The 21,545-nt window shown below is 64.6% G+C and carries 16 protein-coding genes; 9 read left to right on the plus strand and 7 right to left on the minus strand.

What is annotated here, in order from left to right; translation table 11 throughout:
• Positions 1–145: 145 nt before the first annotated feature.
• From lysS to XCC_RS09665, 4 genes are all read left to right on the plus strand, one after another.
• Positions 146–1,663, plus strand: a complete 1,518-nt coding sequence (lysS, locus tag XCC_RS09650) for a lysine--tRNA ligase (protein ID WP_011037023.1) — start codon at positions 146–148, stop codon at positions 1,661–1,663.
• Positions 1,664–1,801: 138 nt separating this feature from the next.
• A complete protein-coding gene (locus XCC_RS09655) occupies positions 1,802–2,938 on the plus strand; it encodes a response regulator (protein ID WP_011037024.1) in 1,137 nt (378 codons plus the stop codon).
• A 10-nt stretch (positions 2,939–2,948) separates the two neighbouring features.
• Entirely contained in the window at positions 2,949–3,563 is a 615-nt protein-coding gene (locus XCC_RS09660) for a hypothetical protein (RefSeq protein ID WP_014507612.1), read from the plus strand.
• A 7-nt stretch (positions 3,564–3,570) separates the two neighbouring features.
• Positions 3,571–5,751 (plus strand): ATP-binding protein, encoded by a 2,181-nt coding sequence (locus tag XCC_RS09665; RefSeq protein WP_011037026.1) that lies wholly within the window; start codon positions 3,571–3,573, stop codon positions 5,749–5,751.
• A gap of 12 nt (positions 5,752–5,763) precedes the next feature.
• Here the strand turns inward: XCC_RS09665 and XCC_RS09670 are convergent, their stop codons facing one another.
• Positions 5,764–6,633 (minus strand): crotonase/enoyl-CoA hydratase family protein, encoded by an 870-nt coding sequence (locus tag XCC_RS09670; protein ID WP_011037027.1) that lies wholly within the window; start codon positions 6,631–6,633, stop codon positions 5,764–5,766.
• A 176-nt stretch (positions 6,634–6,809) separates the two neighbouring features.
• On the minus strand, positions 6,810–8,492 hold the full coding sequence (locus XCC_RS09675) for a long-chain fatty acid--CoA ligase (protein WP_011037028.1): 1,683 nt from the start codon (positions 8,490–8,492) through the stop codon (positions 6,810–6,812).
• Positions 8,493–8,589: 97 nt separating this feature from the next.
• On the opposite strand from XCC_RS09675, the gene XCC_RS09680 reads away from it, so the two are divergent.
• On the plus strand, positions 8,590–9,036 hold the full coding sequence (locus tag XCC_RS09680) for a hypothetical protein (protein ID WP_012438294.1): 447 nt from the start codon (positions 8,590–8,592) through the stop codon (positions 9,034–9,036).
• A 189-nt stretch (positions 9,037–9,225) separates the two neighbouring features.
• Here the strand turns inward: XCC_RS09680 and acnA are convergent, their stop codons facing one another.
• Positions 9,226–11,994 carry an aconitate hydratase AcnA gene (gene acnA / locus XCC_RS09685; protein WP_011037030.1) on the minus strand — a complete coding sequence of 923 codons (2,769 nt, stop codon included), beginning with the start codon at positions 11,992–11,994 and terminating at the stop codon, positions 9,226–9,228.
• A 148-nt stretch (positions 11,995–12,142) separates the two neighbouring features.
• Here acnA and XCC_RS09690 point away from each other — a divergent pair, with 148 nt between their 5' ends.
• The 4 genes from XCC_RS09690 (at position 12,143) to XCC_RS09705 (ending at position 16,459) form a co-directional block, all read left to right on the plus strand.
• Positions 12,143–12,400 carry an AbrB/MazE/SpoVT family DNA-binding domain-containing protein gene (locus XCC_RS09690; protein ID WP_011037031.1) on the plus strand — a complete coding sequence of 86 codons (258 nt, stop codon included), beginning with the start codon at positions 12,143–12,145 and terminating at the stop codon, positions 12,398–12,400.
• Complete coding sequence (locus XCC_RS09695) at positions 12,397–12,804, plus strand: type II toxin-antitoxin system VapC family toxin (protein WP_011037032.1); 408 nt, start codon at positions 12,397–12,399, stop codon at positions 12,802–12,804. Before XCC_RS09690 ends, XCC_RS09695 begins: the two co-directional genes overlap by 4 nt.
• 52 nt (positions 12,805–12,856) lie before the next feature.
• Positions 12,857–15,448 carry a bifunctional aconitate hydratase 2/2-methylisocitrate dehydratase gene (gene acnB / locus XCC_RS09700; RefSeq protein ID WP_011037033.1) on the plus strand — a complete coding sequence of 864 codons (2,592 nt, stop codon included), beginning with the start codon at positions 12,857–12,859 and terminating at the stop codon, positions 15,446–15,448.
• Between the two features lie 195 nt (positions 15,449–15,643).
• Positions 15,644–16,459, plus strand: a complete 816-nt coding sequence (locus XCC_RS09705) for an alpha/beta fold hydrolase (RefSeq protein ID WP_011037034.1) — start codon at positions 15,644–15,646, stop codon at positions 16,457–16,459.
• Positions 16,460–16,708: 249 nt separating this feature from the next.
• Here the strand turns inward: XCC_RS09705 and XCC_RS09710 are convergent, their stop codons facing one another.
• Genes XCC_RS09710 through XCC_RS09725 form a run of 4 tightly spaced genes read right to left on the minus strand, consistent with a single transcriptional unit; the run spans position 16,709 to position 21,532 of the window.
• Complete coding sequence (locus XCC_RS09710) at positions 16,709–18,991, minus strand: sensor domain-containing protein (protein ID WP_372357244.1); 2,283 nt, start codon at positions 18,989–18,991, stop codon at positions 16,709–16,711.
• 5 nt (positions 18,992–18,996) lie between these two features.
• A complete protein-coding gene (locus XCC_RS09715; RefSeq protein ID WP_011037036.1) occupies positions 18,997–20,073 on the minus strand; it encodes a protein-glutamate methylesterase/protein-glutamine glutaminase in 1,077 nt (358 codons plus the stop codon).
• Positions 20,070–20,666 (minus strand): chemoreceptor glutamine deamidase CheD, encoded by a 597-nt coding sequence (gene cheD / locus XCC_RS09720; RefSeq protein WP_011037037.1) that lies wholly within the window; start codon positions 20,664–20,666, stop codon positions 20,070–20,072. Before cheD ends, XCC_RS09715 begins: the two co-directional genes overlap by 4 nt.
• Complete coding sequence (locus XCC_RS09725; RefSeq protein ID WP_011037038.1) at positions 20,663–21,532, minus strand: CheR family methyltransferase; 870 nt, start codon at positions 21,530–21,532, stop codon at positions 20,663–20,665. The genes cheD and XCC_RS09725 overlap by 4 nt, the downstream gene beginning before the upstream one ends.
• Positions 21,533–21,545 lie beyond the last annotated feature (13 nt).

A 21,545-nucleotide genomic window follows, 5' to 3' on the forward strand; every position in this document is an offset into this window, starting at 1 on the left:
TCGCCAGCGACGCCTTGCGATCTCACACCACGCGACACCGCTACGCGATCGTTCCATCGCGCTGCACCGTCGCAGCGGCGCCGACCCCACCGGCGCCTTACCCCCACCGGGCCCGTGCCCGACCCATTGCAGATCGATTCCCGCCATGACCGAACAGACCCCCACGCCGCAGCTCCCCGCCGACGAGAACAGCCTCATCGCCGAGCGGCGCGCGAAACTGGGCGCGTTGCGCGGCCAGGGCATCGCCTATCCGAACGATTTCGTGCGCACCCACTTTGCCGGCGATCTGCAGGCCGAGTTCGCCGAGGCCGAAACCTGGACTGCCGAAGCGCTGGAAGCAGCCGACCGCAGCGTCAAGCTGGCGGGCCGGTTGATGGCCAAGCGGGTGATGGGCAAGGCCAGCTTCGCGCAGATCCAGGACGAGTCCGGGCGCGTGCAGTTGTTCCTGCAGGGCAATGTGCTGGGCGATGCCTACACCGCCTTCAAGGGCTGGGACGTGGGCGACATCGTGGCGGTGGAGGGCGGGCTGACCCGCACCAAGACCGGCGAGCTGTCGGTCAAGGCCACTGCGCTGCGTTTGCTGACCAAGTCGCTGCGTCCGCTGCCGGACAAGTGGCACGGCCTGTCGGACGTGGAGCAGCGCTATCGCCAGCGCTATGTGGACCTGATCGTCACCCCGGAAGCGCGCGAGGTCTTCATCAAGCGCTCCAAGATCATCCGCGCCATCCGCGCCTGGCTGGACGCGCGCCGCTTCCTGGAAGTTGAAACGCCGATGATGCATTACATCCCCGGCGGCGCCACTGCCAAGCCGTTCACCACCCACCACAACGCACTGGATCTGGACCTGTACCTGCGCGTGGCCCCGGAGCTGTACCTCAAGCGGCTGGTGGTCGGTGGGCTGGAGCGCGTCTACGAGATCAACCGCAATTTCCGCAACGAAGGCGTGTCGACCCGGCACAACCCCGAGTTCACCATGCTCGAGCTCTACGAGGCCTATGCCACGTACCACGAGATCATGGACCTGACCGAGCAGGTGATCCGCGACACCGCCCAGGGCGTGCTCGGCACCACCCAGGTCAGCTGGGACGGTGCCGACATTGATTTGGCGCCGGCTTTCCGACGCTGGCGCATGGATGAGGCAGTGCGCCACCACAACCCGGAGATCAGCGCGGCCGATTGCACCGACCGCGCCGCGCTGCTGCGCCATTGCGAGCGGCTCAAGATCAAGGTCAAGCCGTCCTACGGCTGGGGCAAGCTGCTGCTGGAAATCTTCGAGTCCACCGTCGAACACACGCTGGTGCAGCCGACTTTCATCACCGACCACCCGGTCGAGGTGTCGCCGCTGGCACGCGCCAGCGACACCGAGCCGGGGTATACCGACCGCTTCGAGCTCTTCATCAATGGCAAGGAGCTGGCCAACGGGTTCTCGGAGCTCAACGACCCGGAAGACCAGGCGGCGCGTTTCCAGGCCCAGGTGCAGGCGAAGGACGGCGGCGACGACGAAGCGATGCATTACGACGCCGATTACATCCGTGCCCTGGAGTACGGAATGGCGCCGACCGGTGGGCTGGGCATCGGTATCGATCGGCTGGTGATGCTGCTGACCGGCAGTACCTCCATTCGCGACGTGCTGCTGTTCCCCTACATGCGCCCGGAAGCCTGATTTTTTTGTGCCGCCGCGTGCCGACGGCACAGATACTGCATATGCTAGGGCGGAGCTTCGGTCACGGTGTGGCCGGAGGAGTCGGTTCAGGGACCGACGTCGTCGCTTTCCCGTTCTCGAACGAGAGGAGAAACGGTTATGCAGGATGTTTTAGGGAATCCGGCGGGTGTATCTTCGGCGGAGACATGGGGAAGCTGGTCGGAAAAGGCGGATCTGGGATTGAACATCGTCATTGTCGATGACCAGATGTCCGCGCGGACAATGCTGCGTCATGTCATCGAAGACATCGCGCCGGAGTTGAAGGTCTACGATTTCGGCGATCCGCTGGACGCGCTGTCCTGGTGCGAAGCTGGTCGCGTGGATCTGTTGCTGCTCGATTACCGGATGCCGGGCATGGACGGGCTGGAATTCGCGCGGCGGCTGCGCCGTTTGCCGAGCCACCGCGACATTCCGATCATCCTGATCACCATCGTCGGCGACGAGCCGATCCGCCAGGCGGCGCTGGAAGCGGGCGTGATCGATTTCCTGGTCAAGCCGATCCGGCCGCGCGAACTGCGCGCCCGCTGCTCGAACCTGTTGCAGTTGCGCCAGCAGAGCGAGAGCGTCAAGCAACGTGCGCTGTCGCTGGAGCAACGCCTGCTTGCGAGCATGAACGAGGTCGAAGAGCGCGAACGCGAAACGCTTTCGCGCCTGGCACGCGCCATCGAATACCGCGACGGCGGCACCAGCGCCTTCCTGGAGCGGATGTCGCACGTGGCCGGCCTGGTGGCCGAGCAGCTGGGCTTGTCGGAAGAAGAAGTGCGCATCATCGAGATGGCCGCGCCGCTGCACGACATGGGCAAGATCGCCATTCCCGATTCTGTGCTGCTCAAGCCGGGCAAGCTCACCGAAGACGAAATGAACGTGATGAAGCGCCACCCGCGCATCGGCTATGAGCTGCTCAGCGGCAGCCAGAACCGCTTCATCCAGGTGGGCGCGCTGATCGCGCTGCGCCATCACGAGCGTTACGATGGCAGCGGTTATCCCGACGGCCTGGTGGGCGAAGCGATACCGCTGGAAGCACGCATCGTGGCAGTGGCCGACGTCTTCGACGCACTGCTCTCGGCACGGCCTTACAAGGAAGCATGGACGATGGACGCAGCACTAGCCTACCTGTACGCCCAACGCGGTCGGCTGTTCGACCCGCGCTGCGTGGACGCACTGCTGCGCGGGCGCGCGCAACTGGAGCAGATCTGCGGACAGTTCTCCACCGCATCGGCGCGTCCTGGGGTGTGAGGTGAGGGCGGTGCTCAGCCAGCTGCGTGCTCGACTTGCCCGGCGCGCCGACAGCGAGCACGGTCAAGCCCTGGTACGCATCACGCTGATTGCGCTGATCCTGGTCTACACGCTGATCAGCGCTCCCCGATGGCCGGTCTCCGGGCGCCAGTTGCAGCAGCTGTTCTGTCTGATCGCGATCGGTCAGGCGACAGCAGTGCTGATCTTTTGCCGGATTGTGGCAAGCCCACCGCGCTCGCATCTGCGGCGGACGCTTGGGATGCTCGCCGACTATGGCTTGATCGGGCTGGCAATGACCTGGATGGGCGCACCGATGGCCTTTCTATACGTCGTGTTGCTCTGGATCACGATCGGCAATGGGCTGCGCTTCGGCAGCGAGACGCTGCATACCGCTGTTGCCATGGCCACGCTCAGCTTCGGCACGACGCTTTCCAATAGCACGTATTGGCAGGGCCAGCTTGGCTTGGGGATCGCGCTTCTGGGTGCGCTGATCGTGGTTCCTATGTCATTGTTGCGTACGCTACGCGAGCGGGACCAGGCAATGGCCGGGTCGCCAGCAGCAGGTATCGACGCTGCTTCGCAGCACGGAAGGATCCCAACCCCATCGACGCCGCCGCGCGTCTGAGGCGTCTATGAAGTCTCCATTGCCATGGTTGAAGCGGCGCCTGTCAGGGCGAGCAGATTCGGAACACGCGCAGAATCTGATCCGCATCATCATCACCACATTGTTCATTTCGTACCTGGGATGGCGCTATCAGCACACCCACGGCGATACCTTGATGGCCACCTGGCTGATCTTGGTCGGCGAGCTGCTGGTGTCGTTGGGCTTGATGGTGGCAATCCTGCTGCGACCGCAGGTGTCGCATACGCGCCGGCTGATCGGGATGCTGCTCGACTACACCTGCACCGGCGCGATCATGGCCATCCAGGGCGAGCCAGCCTCGCCGCTGTATGCGGTGTGCATGTGGGTGACCATCGGCAACGGTCTGCGCTATGGCAGCAACTATCTGCGTGCGGCGACCGCAATGGGCAGCCTGTGTTTTCTCGGCGCCATCCTGATTTCTCCTTATTGGAAAGCCAATCCCTATCTGAGTTGGGGGTTGTTGCTGGGCCTGATTGCGGTGCCGCTGTACTTCGACTCGCTGTTACGTGCGATGACCCGTGCAGTGCGCGAAGCCCGGCACGCCAACCAGGCCAAGAGCCGCTTCCTGGCCAATATGAGCCATGAGTTCCGCACGCCGCTCAACGGGCTGTCGGGCATGACCGAAGTGCTGGCGACCACGCGCTTGGACGCCGAGCAGAAGGAGTGCCTCAACACCATCCAGGCATCGGCGCGCAGCCTGCTGTCGCTGGTGGAAGAGGTGCTGGATATTTCGGCGATCGAGGCCGGCAAGATCCGTATCGATCGCCGCGACTTCTCGCTGCGCGAGATGATCGGCTCGGTCAACTTGATCCTGCAGCCGCAGGCCAGGGGGCGCCGGCTGGAGTACGGCACGCAGGTGGCCGACGACGTGCCCGATCTGCTCAAGGGCGACACCGCTCATCTGCGTCAGGTACTGCTCAATCTGGTCGGCAATGCGGTCAAGTTCACCGAGCACGGGCATGTGTTGCTCCGGGTCACGCGTGTGTCCGGGAGTGCCGAGGACGCCGTCCGGTTGCGCTTCGATGTGGAAGACACCGGCATCGGCGTGCCGATGGACATGCGCCCGCGGCTGTTCGAGGCCTTTGAGCAGGCCGATGTCGGGTTGTCGCGCCGTTACGAGGGCACCGGCCTGGGCACCACCATCGCCAAGGGCCTTGTAGAGGCAATGGGAGGCAGTATCGGGTTCAAGGAAAATCAGCCAAGCGGCAGCGTGTTCTGGTTCGAGCTGCCGATGGCGATCGGCGAGCCGCTGAAATCTTCGACCGTACGGGTGCCGACCGGGGCGTTGGTGGATGCTCCCGAGGAGTTGGAATCTTCCAACATCATCGCTTTTTCCAACCCATTCCTGCGTCATCGCGCACGTGTGCGCAGTATGCGCATGCTCGTGGCCGACGACCACGAAGCCAACCGCATGGTGCTGCAGCGGTTGCTAGAGAAGGCTGGGCATAAGGTGCTGTGCGTCAACGGCGCCGAGCAGGTGCTCGATGCGATGGCCGAAGAGGATTACGACGCGGTGATTGTGGATCTGCACATGCCGGGCATGAACGGCCTGGACATGCTCAAGCAATTGCGGGTGATGCAGGCCAGTGGCATGCGCTACACGCCAGTGGTGGTGCTCAGCGCCGACGTGACGCCCGAAGCGATTCGCGCCTGCGAACAGGCCGGCGCGCGTGCGTTTCTGGCCAAGCCTGTCGTGGCGGCCAAGTTGCTCGACACCCTGGCCGATCTGGCAGTGAGCACCCGGCAGTTGGCGACGCCGGCAACCACGGTGCAGGTGGCGACAAGTTTCGAAGGCGTGCTCGATTCCAGCGTGCTGGACGAGCTGGCCGCGCTGGGCATGGGCGAGGAATTCGAACGCCAGTTCGTGCGCCAGTGTCTGGACGATGCGCAGAACTGCGTGGGCGATATCGAACGCGATGGCACGTGCTCGGACTGGGAACAACTGCGCGAGAGTGCGCATGCCTTACGCGGCGTGGCCAGCAACCTTGGTCTGGCGCAGGTTGCCAGCAGCGGTGGCGAGCTGATGCGCATGGCCGATTGGCAGCTGCAGGCAGAATGGCGGCTGCGGCTGTCCACACTGCGCGAGCAGTTGAAGGCGGGAAAGGATGCACTCGACGCACGCGTGCAGGGCGTCAAGGACGGCGAGTGCTCCCCCCGTAGCAACGAATAGACCGCCGGCGCATCAGCCCGCGTCGAGCCCTGAGCGACGCGACTGCGCGCGCACCAGGCGGTCCATGGTACGCAGTGATTTTTCGCCGAGTTGCATGGCGGTATCTACCCAGATTTCGGTGATGCGCATCATCTCCTCAAGCGGCACGGCGGTGGTCATTTCGCGCACTTGTTGCATCGCCGCCCACGCGTGTGGCGTGCGCTTGCTCTCGCGGATCACCTGTTCCACTGCGGCCACGCCCTGGCCACGCGGTACCACACGGTCGACCAGGCCCATGCCGAGCAGCTGTTCGGCCGAATACAGGTTGCCTTCAAGCATGATCTTTTGCGCCAGGTGCGCACTGATGCGCTGGCACATGAAGGAGTAGGCGCCCATCCCCGGAAATAGGTCGAACAGCACTTCGGGCAGCCCCATCATCACGCCTTCCTCGGCAATGATCGTGTGGCAGCTTAGTGCCGCTTCGAACCCGCCGCCAAGCGCATTGCCCTGGACCAGCGCAATGCTGTGCGCACGCGCGCCCAGGCCGACATGAAAGGCATGCACGCCGCGCACGCAGCGTTGGGCGTAGTCGAGAAGGCGGGCGCGGTCGCCTTCGCGGATCAGTTGGCAGAACAGGGCCAGATCACCGCCCAGATTGAACACGTCGCTGTCCGATGCCAGCACCACGTGCGGCGCCAGCACACCGGCAGTATTCAAGCGTTGTCCCAGGTTGGTCTGGTAGCCAGTGATGTCGTCGACCAGGCGTGTCGAGAAACAGGCCCGCCCGGGATTGATGGCCAGGTCGGCATGCATATGGATCCAGTAAACGTCACGCTGCGGTTCTTCGATGATGCGTAGGGTCGAGCCAATATTGGTACGAATGAAGGGTTGAACTGCAGACATGGTGGTTCTCCGTGAGACCGTCCGGCCGGCCGCCTTGCGGACGGAGATAAGGGTGAACGCGTGAGCGTGCGCCGACATCGGATTCTATGCGTGCAAAAGCAGACGCCCGCAAGGCCTTGCGGCGTCGCGGGCGTCATGACGACTGAACGTCTTCAACTCTGCGGTTGCACGGTTGGCTATGCCTTGGCCGCATCCCGCAATTCGCGACGCAGGATCTTGCCGACGTTGGTCTTCGGCAATTCCTTGCGGAACTCGATCACGCGCGGCTGCTTGTAGCCGGTCAGGTTGGTGCGGCAGTGCGCCTTTACGTCCTCGGCGGTCAGGGCCTGGTCTTTCTTGACGATCACCACCTTGACGATTTCGCCGGACTTTTCATCCGGCACGCCGACTGCGGCCACTTCGAGCACGCCCGGCATCGTCGCGATGACGTCTTCGATCTCGTTGGGGTACACGTTGAAGCCGGACACCAGGATCATGTCCTTCTTGCGGTCGACGATATAGACGAAGCCACGTTCGTCCATGCGCGCGATGTCGCCGGTGTGCAGCCAGCCTTCGGCGTCCATGACCTTGGCGGTCTCGTCGGCCTTCTTCCAATAGCCCTTCATCACCTGCGGGCCCTTGATGCACAGCTCGCCGATCTCGCCCAGCGCCAGCACCTTGCCGTCGTCGTCCTTGATGCAGGCATCGGTGGACGGAATCGGCAGGCCGATCGAGCCGTTGTAGTCGACCAGATCCATCGGGTTGATGCAGGCGGCGGGCGAGGTCTCGGTCAGGCCGTAAGCCTCGACCAGAGTCAGGCCGGTCACCTGCTTCCAGCGTTCGGCGACCGAGCGCTGGACTGCCATGCCGCCGCCGAGGGTCATCTTCAACGACGAAAAGTCGATCTGATCGAAGCCGGGCGTATTGAGCAAGCCATTGAACAGCGTATTGACGCCGGTAAACGCGGTGAAGCGGGTCTTCTTGAGTTCCTTGACGAAGCCCGGCATGTCGCGCGGGTTGCTGATCAGGTGGTTGCAGCCGCCGATCTTCATGAAGACCAGGCCGTTCGCCGTCAACGCGAAGATGTGGTACAGCGGCAGCGCGGTGATCACCACCTCGTGGCCTTCTTCCAGCTTGCCGGTGCCGGCCAGCCACTGGTGCGCCTGCTGCATGTTGGCGACCAGGTTGCGGTGGGTCAGCATCGCGCCCTTGGCCACGCCGGTGGTGCCGCCGGTGTACTGCAAAAAGGCGATGTCGTCCGGCTCGATCTGCAGGGTCGGGACGCGGTGCTTGCGGCCCAGTGCCAGCGCGTCGCGGAAGCGGATCGCGCCGTTGATGCGGTACTCCGGCACCAGCTTCTTGACGTACTTGACGACAAAGTTGACCAGTGCGGCTTTCGGGAACCCGAGCATGTCGCCCAGGCCGGTGGTGATGACCTGCTTGACCTGCGTGTCGGCGATCACTTGCTGCACAGTGGTGCCGAAGTTGTCGATGACCACCAGCACGCTGGAGCCCGAGTCGATCAACTGGTGCTTGAGCTCGCGCGGGGTGTAGAGCGGGTTGACGTTCACCACGGTCAGACCGGCGCGCAGGATGCCGAAGGTGGCAATCGGGTATTGCAGGCAGTTGGGCATCATCAAGGCGACGCGGTCGCCTTTTTTCAGCTGCAACTCGCCGAGCAGATAGGCCGCGAACTGGTCGACCAGCTGATCTGCTTCGCGGTAGGTAATGGTCTTGCCGAAGCTGTGATACGCGGGACGATCAGCGAAGCGCGCCACCGAGGTGGCGAAAACCTCCGCCACGGTGCGGAACTGCTCCAGATCGATCTCCGCGGCCACTCCGGCCGGATAACTTTGCAACCAAGGACGTGCCTGACTCATCTGCCCCCCCTCCAGGGTATTCGTTGGTGGCGTGCCATGTTCCACGGCGCCACAGCAACTGGCAGCATACCGTCATGGATGGAAAAGGCGAAGCGTGATGCGCAGCAGCATTTTGAGGTGGCAGGTCGGGCTAGTCGCGTTCTGCGTGCTGCTGGTGGCCGGCTGCGCGAAGCCGGGCCCGGAGCAGCGGCTGCGTGCCACGGTGGAGCAGATGCGCGCGGCGATCGAGGCACGCGATGTACGCGGGGCGATGGCGCCGGTGGCAGAGGATTTTGTCGGCGAGCACGGCATGGACGCGGCCGGGGCGCGGCGCCTGCTGCAACTGCAACTGCTGGGTCATCAAGCGATCGGCGTCACCGTCGGGCCGGTGGACGTGCAGATGCAGGGCAGTACGGCAACCGTGCGCTTCAGCGTGTTGCTGACCGGCGGCGGCGGACGCTGGCTGCCTGATCAGGCGCAGCACTACCAGGTCACCACCGGCTGGCGGCTGCGTGGCAGCGACTGGGAGCTGTACCACGCGCAGTGGACGGCAGGTGGCGGGTAGGGCAGGTTCCAATATCAGCGAGCGCGACCATATCGGACTGGTGCAGTGCGTGCGCTCTTCTTGGCTCACAGACGCAGTGCTGTTTCACCGCCATCAGGCGATCCCCAGCCACGCTTGCGAGACATCCGTTGCCCAAAAACGACACTCCCGCCGGGCGGCGGGAGTGTCGAGAACATCACTTCAGTGCAATCAGGCTGCCTTGCGGGCGGCTAGTTGGCGCAGCACGTACTGCAGCAGGCCGCCGTGCTTGAAGTACTCCACTTCCTTCGGCGTCAGCAGCAGCACCTTGACCTGGAACTGCTTGACGCTGCCATCGGACTTCTTCGCATCGATGGTAGCGCGACGGCTGGCGCCGTCCTGCAGGCCGGTGATGTCCAGCACCTCGGAGCCATCCAGGCCCAGGGTTTGCGCATTTTCGCCTTCCAGGAACTGCAGTGGCAGCACGCCCATGCCGACCAGGTTGGAGCGGTGGATGCGCTCGAAGCTTTCGGCGACCACGGCCTTGACGCCCAGCAGGTTGGTGCCCTTGGCGGCCCAGTCACGCGAGGAGCCGGTGCCGTATTCCTTGCCGGCCAGCACCACCAGCGGCACGCCGTCGGCCTTGTACTTCATCGCCGCGTCGTAGATGGCCAGCTTCTCAGGCGTGGCGCCGTCCTTGCCGAAATACAGCGTGTTGCCGCCTTCCTCGCCACCGAACATCAGGTTCTTGATGCGAATATTGGCGAAGGTGCCGCGCACCATCACATCGTCGTTGCCGCGCCGGCTGCCGTAGCTGTTGAAGTCGGCCGGCTGCACGCCGCGCTCCTGCAGGAAACGGCCCGCGGGCGAATCCTTCTTGATGTTGCCGGCCGGGGAGATGTGGTCGGTGGTGATCGAGTCGCCGAACAAGCCCATGATGCGCGCGCCATGCACGTCGTCGACGTGGCCCACCTGCATCGTCATGCCTTCGAAATAGGGCGGGTTCTTGATGTAGGTGGACCCGGCATCCCATTCGTACAGCGCGCCATCCGGCGAGGCGATGGTGTTCCAGCGCGTATCGCCCTTGAATACATCGGCGTAGTTCTGCTTGAACATTTCCGGGCCGACGGTGGCGGCGATGGTGTCGCCGATTTCCTTGTTGCTGGGCCAGATGTCGCGCAGGTACACCGGCTGGCCGTCGCTGCCGGTGCCGAGCGGGTCGCGGGTGAGGTCGATGTCGGTGGTGCCGGCGATCGCATACGCCACCACCAGCGGCGGCGAGGCGAGGTAGTTCATCTTGACCTCGGGATGCACGCGGCCTTCGAAGTTGCGGTTGCCCGACAACACCGAAGTCACCACCAGGTCATCCTTGGCAATCGCCGCCGAGACGTCTTCCGGCAGCGGGCCGGAGTTGCCGATGCAGGTCGTGCAGCCGTAGCCCACCACGTAGAAGCCGAGTTGTTCCAGGTCGGCCAGCACGCCGGCCTTGCTCAGATAGTCGGTGACCACGCGCGAGCCCGGCCCAAGCGAGGTCTTCACCCAGGGCTGCGCCTTCAAGCCCTTGGCCGCGGCATTGCGGGCGAGCAGGCCGGCGCCCAGCATCACTGCCGGGTTGGAGGTGTTGGTGCACGAGGTGATCGCCGCGATCACCACCGAGCCATCGCGCAGCTGCCAGCCCGCACCGCTGTCGCCAGCGCTTTCGGCCTGCGAGGCCTTGGCGCCCACCGCGGTGCCGCCGCCGCCTTCGTTCTTGAGCCGGTCTTCCTGCTTGGTATCGGCCAAGCGCTTGCTGCGCGCCTCGGCGAACGGCTTGAGGCTTTCGCGGTAGTTGGACTGCATGTCTTCCAGCAGCACGCGGTCCTGCGGGCGCTTGGGGCCGGCCAGCGACGGTTTGACGTCGCCCATGTCCAGCTCCAGCGTGGCGCTGTACTGCGCATGCGGGGTATCGGCGTCGTGCCACAGGCCCTGTGCCTTGGCATAGGCCTCCACTAGTGCAATCTGCTCCTCGCTGCGGCCGGACAGGCGCAGGTAGGTCAGCGATTCGTTATCGACCGGGAAGATGCCGCAGGTGGCACCGTATTCCGGCGCCATGTTGCCGATGGTGGCGCGGTCGGCCAGCGGCAGGTGCTGCAGGCCTTCACCGTAGAACTCCACGAACTTGCCCACCACCCCGTGCTTGCGCAGCATCTGGGTGACCGTGAGTACCAGGTCGGTGGCGGTGGCGCCTTCGGGCAGCTTGCCGGTGAGCTTGAAGCCCACCACCTGCGGAATCAGCATGGAGGAGGGCTGGCCGAGCATCGCCGCTTCCGCCTCGATGCCGCCCACGCCCCAGCCCAGCACGCCGATACCGTTGATCATGGTGGTATGGCTGTCGGTGCCGAACACGGTGTCCGGATAGGCGATCTGGGTGCCGTCCTTGTCCGCGCTCATCACCACGCGTGCCAGATTCTCCAGGTTCACCTGGTGGACGATGCCAGTGTTGGGCGGCACCACCTTGAAGTTGTCGAAGGCCTTCTGGCCCCAGCGCAGGAAGCCGTAGCGCTCCTGGTTACGCTGGAATTCGATCTTGCCGTTGAGGTCCAGCGCCTCGGGCTTACCGAACACGTCCACCTGCACCGAGTGGTCGATGACCAGTTCGGAGGGAATCTGCGGATTGATCTGGTCGGCATTGCCGCCGAGCTTGACCACCGCATCGCGCATCGCGGCCAGGTCGACCACGCAGGGCACGCCGGTGAAGTCCTGCAGCACCACGCGCGCCGGCATGAAGGCGATTTCGATATCGGGTTCGGCGGTCGGGTCCCACTTGGCGACCGCTTCGATGTGGTCCTTGCCGACGGTGACGCCACCGTCTTCATGCCGGAGCAGGTTCTCCAGCAGGATCTTCATCGAGTAGGGCAGGCGGGCGACATCGAAGCGCTCGCCCAGTTTGGGCAGGCTGTAGTAGTCGTAGCGCTGGCCGTTGACCTCTAGCGAGGTGCGGGTGGAAAAGGAATCGCTCATGCATCACTCCTATGGCTTGCAGGCTTTAGGCTCGGCCACAGTGTGACCGATTCAGTGTGTACGCCCGGTTTGTGCACACCGGTATGTGGCCTTGAGTACGACAAGTCAAGTATGTAGAATTCATGCATACTTTTTCCGCGGAGCGCCCATGGAAGCCACTGTTGCCGAACGCGGTCAGATCACGCTGCCCAAGGCGGTGCGCGATGCGCTGGGGCTGACCAAGGGCACCACGCTCAAGGTCGAGCTGGAAGGCGGCCGCATCATTCTGCGCAAGAGTGTTGACGATGCCATTTCACGTGCACGCGGCCGCTTCAAGCTGGACGGCTTTGCCAGCACCGACGATGCGATGCGTGCCATCCGTGGGCGTGCGCCGGGCGATCCGCTCGATCCCGAAGCCGGCGCATGATCGCCATTGATTCATCGGTGCTGGTCGACCTGCTGGCCGACAGTGCCCAAGCAGACGCTGCCGAAGCCTGCCTGCGCCAATGCCTGAGCACCGGCCCGGTGGTGGTCTGCGACGTGGTGCTGGCCGAGGTCTGCAGCGCGCTGCGCGATGGCGCCGAAGCGCTGTCGGTGCTGGAAGACATGAGCATCCGCTTCAACGCGCTGGAGGCCAAGTCGGCCTTGCGCGCCGGCGAGATGCAGCGCCGCTTCCGTGCGCGCGGCGGCAAGCGCGAACGGGTGGTGGCGGACTTCCTGATCGGTGCGCACGCGATGCTGCAATGCGACGGCCTGATCACCCGCGACGACAGTTTTTTCCGCGACTACTTCAAGGGCTTGAAGATCATCGTGCCCAAGCCCGCTGCCTGATCCACGTTTTTCACGTTCTACACATTCACTAGCTGTCCTTTGGAGAATCCGCATGTTGGAAGCCTATCGCCACCACGTTGCAGAGCGCCAAGCGCTCGGTATCCCGCCGCTGCCGCTGACCGCGCAGCAGACCGCCGAGGTCATCGAGCTGCTGAAGAACCCGCCCGCCGGCGAAGAGGCCTTCCTGGTCGAGCTGCTCAGCCAGCGCGTGCCGGCCGGCGTGGATGACGCCGCCAAGGTCAAGGCCTCGTACCTGGCCGCGGTGGCGTTCGGCACCGAGACCAGCGCGCTGATCTCGCCGACGCGTGCCACCGAACTGCTGGGCACCATGCTGGGCGGTTACAACATCCATCCGCTGATCGAGCTGCTGGACAACACCGAGCTCGGCGCCACCGCCGCCGAAGCGCTCAAGCACACCTTGCTGGTGTTCGATGCGTTCCACGACGTGCAGGAAAAGGCCGAAGCCGGCAACGCGCACGCCAAGGCCGTGCTGCAGAGCTGGGCCGATGCCGAGTGGTTCACCAGCAAGCCGGAAGTGCCGCAGAGCATGACCATCACCGTGTTCAAGGTGCCGGGCGAAACCAACACCGACGACCTGTCGCCGGCACCGGATGCGACCACCCGCCCGGACATCCCGCTGCACGCACTGGCAATGCTGAAGAATGCGCGCGAAGGCGCGGCCTTCGTGCCGGAAGAAGACGGCAAGCGCGGCCCGATCCAGGCCATCGCCGATCTCAAGGACAAGGGCCATCTGGTTGCTTATGTTGGCGACGTGGTCGGTACCGGTTCCTCGCGCAAGTCGGCGACCAACTCGGTGCTGTGGTGGACCGGCGAAGACATTCCGTACATCCCTAACAAGCGCTTCGGCGGCGTGTGCCTGGGTTCGAAGATCGCGCCGATCTTCTACAACACGATGGAAGACGCCGGTGCGTTGCCGATCGAGCTGGACGTGTCGCGGATGGAGCATGGCGACGTGGTCGAGTTGCGTCCGTATGACGGCAAGGCGCTGAAGGACGGGCAGGTGATTGCCGAGTTCGCAATGAAGTCGGACGTGCTGTTCGACGAAGTGCGCGCCGGTGGCCGCATTCCGCTGATCGTGGGCCGTGGCCTCACCGCCAAGGCACGCGAATTCCTCGGCCTGCCGGCGTCGGACCTGTTCCGTCTGCCGATGGACCCGCCGGACACCGGCAAGGGCTTCTCGCTGGCACAGAAGATAGTTGGCCGCGCCTGCGGTCTGCCGGAAGGCCAGGGCATGCGCCCGGGCACCTATTGCGAGCCGAAGATGACCTCGGTGGGCTCGCAGGACACCACCGGCCCGATGACCCGCGACGAGCTGAAGGACCTGGCCTGCCTGGGCTTCTCGGCCGACCTGGTGATGCAGTCGTTCTGCCACACCGCGGCGTATCCGAAGCCGGTGGACGTCAAGACCCACCACACGCTGCCGGAGTTCATCTCCACCCGCGGCGGCGTGTCGCTGCGCCCGGGCGACGGCGTGATCCACAGCTGGCTCAATCGCATGCTGCTGCCCGACACCGTCGGCACCGGCGGCGACTCGCACACGCGTTTCCCGATCGGCATTTCGTTCCCGGCCGGCTCCGGTCTGGTGGCCTTTGCCGCCGCCACCGGTGTGATGCCGCTGGACATGCCGGAGAGCGTGCTGGTGCGCTTCAAGGGCGAAATGCAGCCGGGCGTGACCCTGCGTGACCTGGTCAACGCAATCCCGCTGTACGCGATCAAGGACGGTCTGCTGACCGTGGCCAAGCAGGGCAAGAAGAACATCTTCTCCGGCCGTATCCTGGAAATCGAAGGCTTGCCGAACCTGAAGGTGGAGCAGGCGTTCGAGCTGTCCGACGCGTCCGCCGAGCGTTCCGCGGCCGGTTGCACCGTGCACCTGGACAAGGCGCCGATCATCGAATACCTGACCAGCAACATCACCCTGCTGCGCTGGATGATTGCCGAAGGCTATGCCGATGCGCGCACGCTGGGCCGCCGCATCAAGAAGATGGAAGAGTGGCTGGCCGATCCGCAGCTGCTGCAGCCCGATGCCGACGCCGAATACGCCGCCGTCATCGAGATCGATCTGGCCGATATCCACGAGCCGATCGTGGCGTGCCCGAACGACCCGGACGACGTCAAGACGCTGTCGGAGGTTGCCGGTGCGGCGATCGACGAAGTGTTCATCGGTTCGTGCATGACCAACATCGGCCACTTCCGTGCCGCGGCGAAGCTGCTGGAAGGCAAGCGCGATATCCCGACCCGCCTGTGGGTGGCACCGCCGACCAAGATGGACGCCTCCGAGCTGACCAAGGAAGGCCATTACGGCACCTTCGGCGCGGCCGGTGCACGCATGGAAATGCCGGGCTGCTCGCTGTGCATGGGCAACCAGGCACAGGCACGCGAGGGCGCCACGGTGTTCTCCACCTCCACGCGTAACTTCCCGAACCGTCTGGGCCGCAACACCAACGTGTATCTGGGTTCGGCGGAGCTGGCGGCAATCTGCTCGCGTCTGGGTCGCATCCCGACCAAGGACGAGTACATGGCCGATGTGGGCGTGATCAAGACCAGTGGCGAGCAGATCTACCGCTACATGAACTTCGATCAGATCCAGGAATATCAGGACGTGGCCGACACCGTCGCTGCCTGATCGAGCGCAGCACGTTCGTCGCAAAACGCCCGGCATTGCCGGGCGTTTTTCGTTTAACGGGCACTGGCTTCGTCTGGCCGTACAAGTGCGTGCGCCAACGCAAATCGCAGGTAACTCCTCTGGCGCGTTGCAACAAAAATCTGATGTGCACGGGTCTAGAGTGTCGCCGCTTCCCCCATTGCGGTTCGATGTCCAATGCCCACTTGCACGATCGCTGGTCAACCGCTGCACTACGCACAACATGGTCACGGGTTCCCGGTGTTGCTGGGACACAGTTACCTCTGGGATGCGGCAATGTGGGAACCGCAGGTTCACGCACTCTCGCAACATTATCGGGTCATCGTTCCCGAGCTGTGGGGACATGGGCAATCGGCGGCGCTGCCGGATGGCACGCAGACGGTTGGCGATCTTGCCGAGCAGATGCTGATGCTGCTGGATGCGTTGGAACTGCCGCAGTGTGCGGTGGTCGGTTTGTCGGTCGGTGGCATGTGGGGCGCCGAGCTGGCGCTGCTGGCACCGGAGCGCGTGCGCAGCCTGGTGCTGATGGATACCTTCCTGGGTGCCGAACCGCAGGCGACGCAAACGCGCTATTTCGGTCTGCTCGATGCGATCGAAGCGGCAGGGCAGGTAACGCCTGCGTTGATCGAGGCGATCGTGCCGATTTTCTTTCGGCCTGGTATCGATCTGAGCTCTGCATTGCCGGCTGCGTTTGCGCAGCGATTGGCGGCGATGTCGGCCGAGCAGCTGCGCGCATCGGTGGTGCCGCTGGGCCGGTTGATCTTCGGGCGTGCCGATCGATTGGAGGCGTTGTCTGCGCTGAATCCGGCAAATACGTTCTTGCTGGGTGGCGAATACGATATTCCGCGCCCGCCGGAAGAGTTGTGGCTGATGGCCGAAGTGATCGGCTGCGATTACGAGTTGGTGCCCGATGCCGGGCATATCGCGTCGCTGGAGAATCCTGCGTTCGTCACTGCCCAGTTGTTGGGTTGGTTGAAGCGGACAGTGGGGTAGTGCTTGAGGAGTTGGGCGCGTGCGGGATGAAGCCCGTACCCTCACCCCAACCCCTCTCCCGCAGGGAGAGGGGCTTTGGTTTCCTTCTCCCATCGGGAAGAAGGTGGCGCAAAGCGCCGGATGAGGGTACGGCTTACTCCAGTACCACCAGCCCAAGCGAGTACCACCAGCTCAAGCGTGATCAAAAGTTTAACGATTGCACTGCATGCAACCGTCGAGGCTGAAGCAAACCGCCAAGACTGCAACCCGCTAAGACTGCGCACCCAACCAGGCTTCCAGGGCGGCGGCGGGCAGGGGGCGCGAGAACAGGTAGCCCTGCAGCACTTCGCAACCCAGATCGGCCAGCAGCAGGCGTTGTGCTTCGTTCTCCACACCTTCGGCGACCACGTGCTTGCGCAGGTGCTCGCCGATGCGCAGCACCGAGGTGGTGAGCGCGCGTGCGTCTTCGCTGTGTTCGATGTCGCGCACGAAGCTCATGTCGAGCTTGAGTTCGTCGATCGGCAGGCGGTGCAGGTGGCTCAGGCTGGAATAGCCGGTGCCGAAGTCGTCCAGCGACAGGGAGATGCCGGCTTCGCGGATGGCGTGCAGGTTCTCCAGCACGCCGGGCTGGCCGGAGAGCATCACGCTCTCGGTCATTTCCAGCGTGAGGTCCGACGGCTGCACGCCCATGTCGTCGATCAGGCGCAGCAGGTCGGTGAGCATGCGCGGGCTTTCGAAGCTGCTCGCCGACAGATTGACCGAGACCCGCGCCACCGGCACGCCGCGTTGGCGCCAATCGGCAACCTGTTCGCAGGCGCGACGCAGCACCCAGTCGTTGAGCTGCGGCATCATGCCTTGCTCTTCGGCCACCGGCAGGAAGCGCGCGGGCGACACGGCGCCCAGTTGCGGGTGGTTCCAGCGCAACAAGGCTTCCACGCCATACAGCGCATGCGGCGCCTGGCTGAGCAATTGCGGTTGATAGTGCAGCTGCAGTTGATTGCGGCCGATCGCCTGGCGCAGCTCTGCTTCCAGCGCCACGCGCTCCTGCGCCATGCGGTTCATGTCGGCACTGAAGAAGCGGAAACGCCCGCCGCCTTCCTTCTTGGCGCGGTTCATTGCCAGATCGGCATGCCGCAGCAGGATGTTGATATCGCGCCCGTCCTCGGGAAACATCGCCACGCCGACGCTGGCAGACGGGTGCACGGTCATGTGGCCCACCGGCAGCGGGCCGGCGATGGTGCCGAGCAGGCGTTCGGCGGTGGCGCTGGCCTGCTCGGCGCTGCATTGCGGCAGGGCCAGGGCGAATTCATCGCCGGCCAGGCGCGCCAGCATGGCAGTGGCGGTGAGCTGTTCACCGATACGCAATGCGATGTCGCGCAACAAGCCGTCGCCGGCCGCGTGACCCTGGCTGTCGTTGATCAGCTTGAAGCGGTCGATGTTGATGAACATCAACGCAGCCGGCTCGCCGGCATATTCGGCATGCGTCAGGGCTTGCTCGGCGCGGGCACTGAACATGATGCGGTTGGGCAGGCCGGTGAGTGCGTCATAGAAGGCCAGTTGATGCACGCGCTGGCGGATCTGTTCGCGCTCCAGCGCCAGGGTGCACAGCTGCTGGCACAGGTCAGTGAGCTTGACGTGCCAGGCATCGGCGCGCCGCACACTGCGGTAATACAGCGCAAAGGTGCCGAGCACGCGCGAGCTGTTGGCGCGGATCGGCGTGCTCCAGCAGGCACGCAGGCCCATCGGCAACAGCAGATCACGGAAATGGGTAAACAGCGGATCGTTGGCGATGTCTTCCACCATCACCGCGCGGCCGCGCCAGGCAGCGGTGCCGCAAGCGCCGGCACCGGGGCCGATCTTCAGGCCATTGACCGCATCGGCATACTCGGGCGGCAGGCTGGGCGCGGCCAGCGAGTGCAGGCAGCCGTCGTTGTCGGCGCTCATCACCGTGGCCAGCACTTCCGGGGCGATGCGTTCCACCTCGGTGCAGATCAGCGTCATCACTTCGATTAGCGGGCGCTCTTGCACCAGCGCCTCCAGCACGCGGTGCTGCAGCACTTCGTGCATCTTGGTTTCGGTGATGTCGGTAAGCACCGCGACGTAATGCGATGGGTTGTGCTGGGCGTCGTAGATCGGGTTGAAGTTGAGCGAGATCCACAGCGGCGTGCCGTCCTTGCGGTACACCAGCAGGTCGGCCTGGGTCTGTTGCAAGGCGTCGGCGCGTTCGCGGATGCGCGCGACTTCGGTCTGGTCACTGAGCGCGCGGGTCAGCACGTGCGAGGGCCGCTGGCCGACCAGTTCGGCTTCGGTGTAGCCGAACATGCGCTCGAAGCCATCGTTGGCGTACAGCAGGCGCGATTGCAGATCGCAGATCAGGATGGCGCTGCTGCTGCCATCCAGGGCCTGGGCGAGCAGGCGCGAACGGGTGTCCGACGCGCTCTCTCCCGGCATGGCATCGATCTGTGTCGGCGTTTCCGCATGGCCGGCCGCGGCGGATCCCGGACTGCCGGGGTCCGCCGCGGGGTCGGCTGGATGCGGGGGAGGTGCGGTCATACGCTTCAGCGTGCCTGTGCGGACAGCGCGATGAGGCGTTCGGCCACGCGTTCCAAGGGCACCACTTCCTGCGCAGCGCCCAGTTTGTAGGCGGCACCGGGCATGCCCCAGACCACGCTGCTGGCTTCGTCCTGCACCAGCGTGGGCGCGCCGGCCTGCAGCATTTCCAGCAGGCCGCGTGCGCCGTCGTCGCCCATGCCGGTGAGGATGGCGCCGACCGCATTCGGGCCGGCGTTGGCGGCGACGGAACGGAACAGCACGTCCACCGCCGGCTTGTGGCGATTGACCGGCGGGCCGTCGTCGATACGGCAGCGCCAGCGCGCACCGTCACGGATGATGCGCAGATGCTGGCCGCCCGGCGGCAGATAGGCGTGGCCCGGCAGAATGGCTTCGCCGTCGCTGGCCTCGCGCACCGACATCGCCGAGTGGCGATTCAGGCGCTCGGCAAATGCGGTGCTGAAGCTGGCCGGCAGATGCTGGGTCATGACCACCGCAGGGGCATCGGCCGGCATGTGTTCCAGCACCACGCGCAGCGCCTCGGTGCCGCCGGCGGAGGCGCCGATGGCAATCAGGCGGTCAGTCGTGCGGAAACGCAGCGCGCTGCCCGGCACGGGCGCGGACTGCATGTCCAGGGTGATCTTGGGCGCGCTGGGACGATTGAGCGCGCTCACCTTGGCCTTGGCGGCCATCTTGACCTTGCTGACGATTTCTTCGGCATAGCCTTCCAGGCCACGCGCAACGTCTATCTTGGGCTTGGAGATGAAATCCACCGCGCCCAGCGACAGCGCCTGCAGCGTGGTGTCGGCGCCGCGCTCGGTCAGCGAGGAAATCATGACCACCGGGGTGGGGCGCAGGCGCATGAGGTTTTCCAGGAACACCAGCCCGTCCATCCGCGGCATTTCCACATCCAGCGTGATCACGTCCGGATTGAGGCGTTTGATCTTTTCGCGCGCCAGCAACGGGTCGGCGGCCGAGCCGACGACTTCGATGCCGGGGTCGCGCGAGAGGATTTCGGTGAGCATCTGACGCACAACCGCCGAGTCGTCGACGATCAACACACGTACAGGAGTTTCCAGCGTCATTCGAACAACTCCACGCCACCGGTGACCGGGGCTTTGGACAGACGGGCGCGCACGGCCGATTCGGCGGCGGCGACTTCGGCTTCGTGTGCGTGCGGCAGACGCTGCACTACAACGCGGCCAGTCGTCGGGAAGAACCACACCTTGCGCGGATGGATGCCGCACAGATCTTCGGCAATGATGGGAATGTGCTCGGCCTGCAGGTACTGGCGGACGAACTCGGCGTTGCGCGTGCCCACCGGGTTGCTGGTGAAGCCCTTGAGCACGTTAGCGCCACCGAAGACCTTGGCCTCGATACGCTTACGGTGTGCGCCGCGCTTGAGCATGTCGTTGATCAGCAACTCCATCGCATAACTGCCATAGCGCGCGGGTGCGCCATCCCCGACCTGACCTTCCGGCAGCAGGAAGTGGTTCATGCCGCCGATCTTCAGCACCGGGTCGCGAAGACAGGCCGCAACGCACGATCCCAAGGTGGTCGTCAACGCGGTGTCGTCATCGACCACCAGGTACTGGGTGGGCAGCAGCTTGGCGGCGATGGTCTGGAACCTCGAATCGCGGTAGCGCATGACATCGTCGACTTGCACGGCGGTGCTCATGATCCGGCTCCTGCGCGCGGGGCGCGCCGATACAGCGTGCGCCCGCACGGCTGGATCAGGTCGGCCGCATGCAGGTAATTCTCCGAATGTCCGGTGTAGAGCAAGCCGTCGTCGCCCATGTGGGTGACCAGGCGTGACAGGATGCCGCGTTGGGTGGGCTTGTCGAAATAGATCATCACGTTGCGGCAGAACAGCGCCGCGTAGGGGCCGCCAACGTCGTAGCGCGAGGACAACAGGTTCAACTGGCGGTATTCGATCAACTGGCGCAGTGCGGGAATGACCCGGCACTTGCCTTCGTTGGGGCCGCTGCCGCGCTGGAAATACTTGCGCTTGATCGCCGCATCCAGCGAGGCCACGCGGTCGATGGCGTAGACGCCGCGCGAGGCAGTTTCCAGCACCTGCGTGTCGACGTCGGTGGCGACGATGCTCACCGGCGGGGTGAGCGTGCCGAAGGCTTCGCAGGCGGTGATGGCGATGGAGTAGGGCTCCTCGCCGGTGGAGGCGGCGCATGACCAGATCTTCAGCGGTGCCTGCGAGGCACGCTTCTGCAGTTCTTCGCGCAGCTTGTCGAAGTGGTGCGGCTCGCGGAAGAACGAGGTGAGGTTGGTGGTCAGCGCATTGGTGAACGCCTGCCATTCTTCATCGTCGTTGCCGGATTCGAGCTGGTCCAGGTAGTCGCGGAACGAGCGCAGGCCGAGCACGCGCAAACGGCGCGACAGCCGGCCATAGACCATGTCGCGTTTGGCGGGAGCCAGGGCGATGCCGACCCGCTGGTAGATCAGGTCGCAGACGCGCTTGAAATCGCGGTCGCCAAAGTCGAACTCGCGTGTGTCTGATGCGGGAGTGGAGGTCGTCGTCATATCCATACGCGTGGTGAGC

Source organism: Xanthomonas campestris pv. campestris str. ATCC 33913, assembly GCF_000007145.1.
Classification (GTDB): Bacteria; Pseudomonadota; Gammaproteobacteria; order Xanthomonadales; family Xanthomonadaceae; genus Xanthomonas; species Xanthomonas campestris.

Coding starts and splice junctions, on each gene's coding strand:
- XCC_RS09670 (WP_011037027.1), bottom strand. CDS start 6,633: ATGTCTGCAGTTCAACCCTTCATTCGTACCAATATTGGCTCGACCCTA.
- XCC_RS09705 (WP_011037034.1), top strand. CDS start 15,644: ATGCCCACTTGCACGATCGCTGGTCAACCGCTGCACTACGCACAACAT.
- XCC_RS09655 (WP_011037024.1), top strand. CDS start 1,802: ATGCAGGATGTTTTAGGGAATCCGGCGGGTGTATCTTCGGCGGAGACA.
- XCC_RS09690 (WP_011037031.1), top strand. CDS start 12,143: ATGGAAGCCACTGTTGCCGAACGCGGTCAGATCACGCTGCCCAAGGCG.
- XCC_RS09665 (WP_011037026.1), top strand. CDS start 3,571: ATGAAGTCTCCATTGCCATGGTTGAAGCGGCGCCTGTCAGGGCGAGCA.
- lysS (WP_011037023.1), top strand. CDS start 146: ATGACCGAACAGACCCCCACGCCGCAGCTCCCCGCCGACGAGAACAGC.
- XCC_RS09715 (WP_011037036.1), bottom strand. CDS start 20,073: ATGACGCTGGAAACTCCTGTACGTGTGTTGATCGTCGACGACTCGGCG.
- XCC_RS09680 (WP_012438294.1), top strand. CDS start 8,590: ATGCGCAGCAGCATTTTGAGGTGGCAGGTCGGGCTAGTCGCGTTCTGC.
- acnB (WP_011037033.1), top strand. CDS start 12,857: ATGTTGGAAGCCTATCGCCACCACGTTGCAGAGCGCCAAGCGCTCGGT.
- acnA (WP_011037030.1), bottom strand. CDS start 11,994: ATGAGCGATTCCTTTTCCACCCGCACCTCGCTAGAGGTCAACGGCCAG.
- XCC_RS09725 (WP_011037038.1), bottom strand. CDS start 21,532: ATGGATATGACGACGACCTCCACTCCCGCATCAGACACACGCGAGTTC.
- cheD (WP_011037037.1), bottom strand. CDS start 20,666: ATGAGCACCGCCGTGCAAGTCGACGATGTCATGCGCTACCGCGATTCG.
- XCC_RS09675 (WP_011037028.1), bottom strand. CDS start 8,492: ATGAGTCAGGCACGTCCTTGGTTGCAAAGTTATCCGGCCGGAGTGGCC.
- XCC_RS09710 (WP_372357244.1), bottom strand. CDS start 18,991: ATGACCGCACCTCCCCCGCATCCAGCCGACCCCGCGGCGGACCCCGGC.
- XCC_RS09695 (WP_011037032.1), top strand. CDS start 12,397: ATGATCGCCATTGATTCATCGGTGCTGGTCGACCTGCTGGCCGACAGT.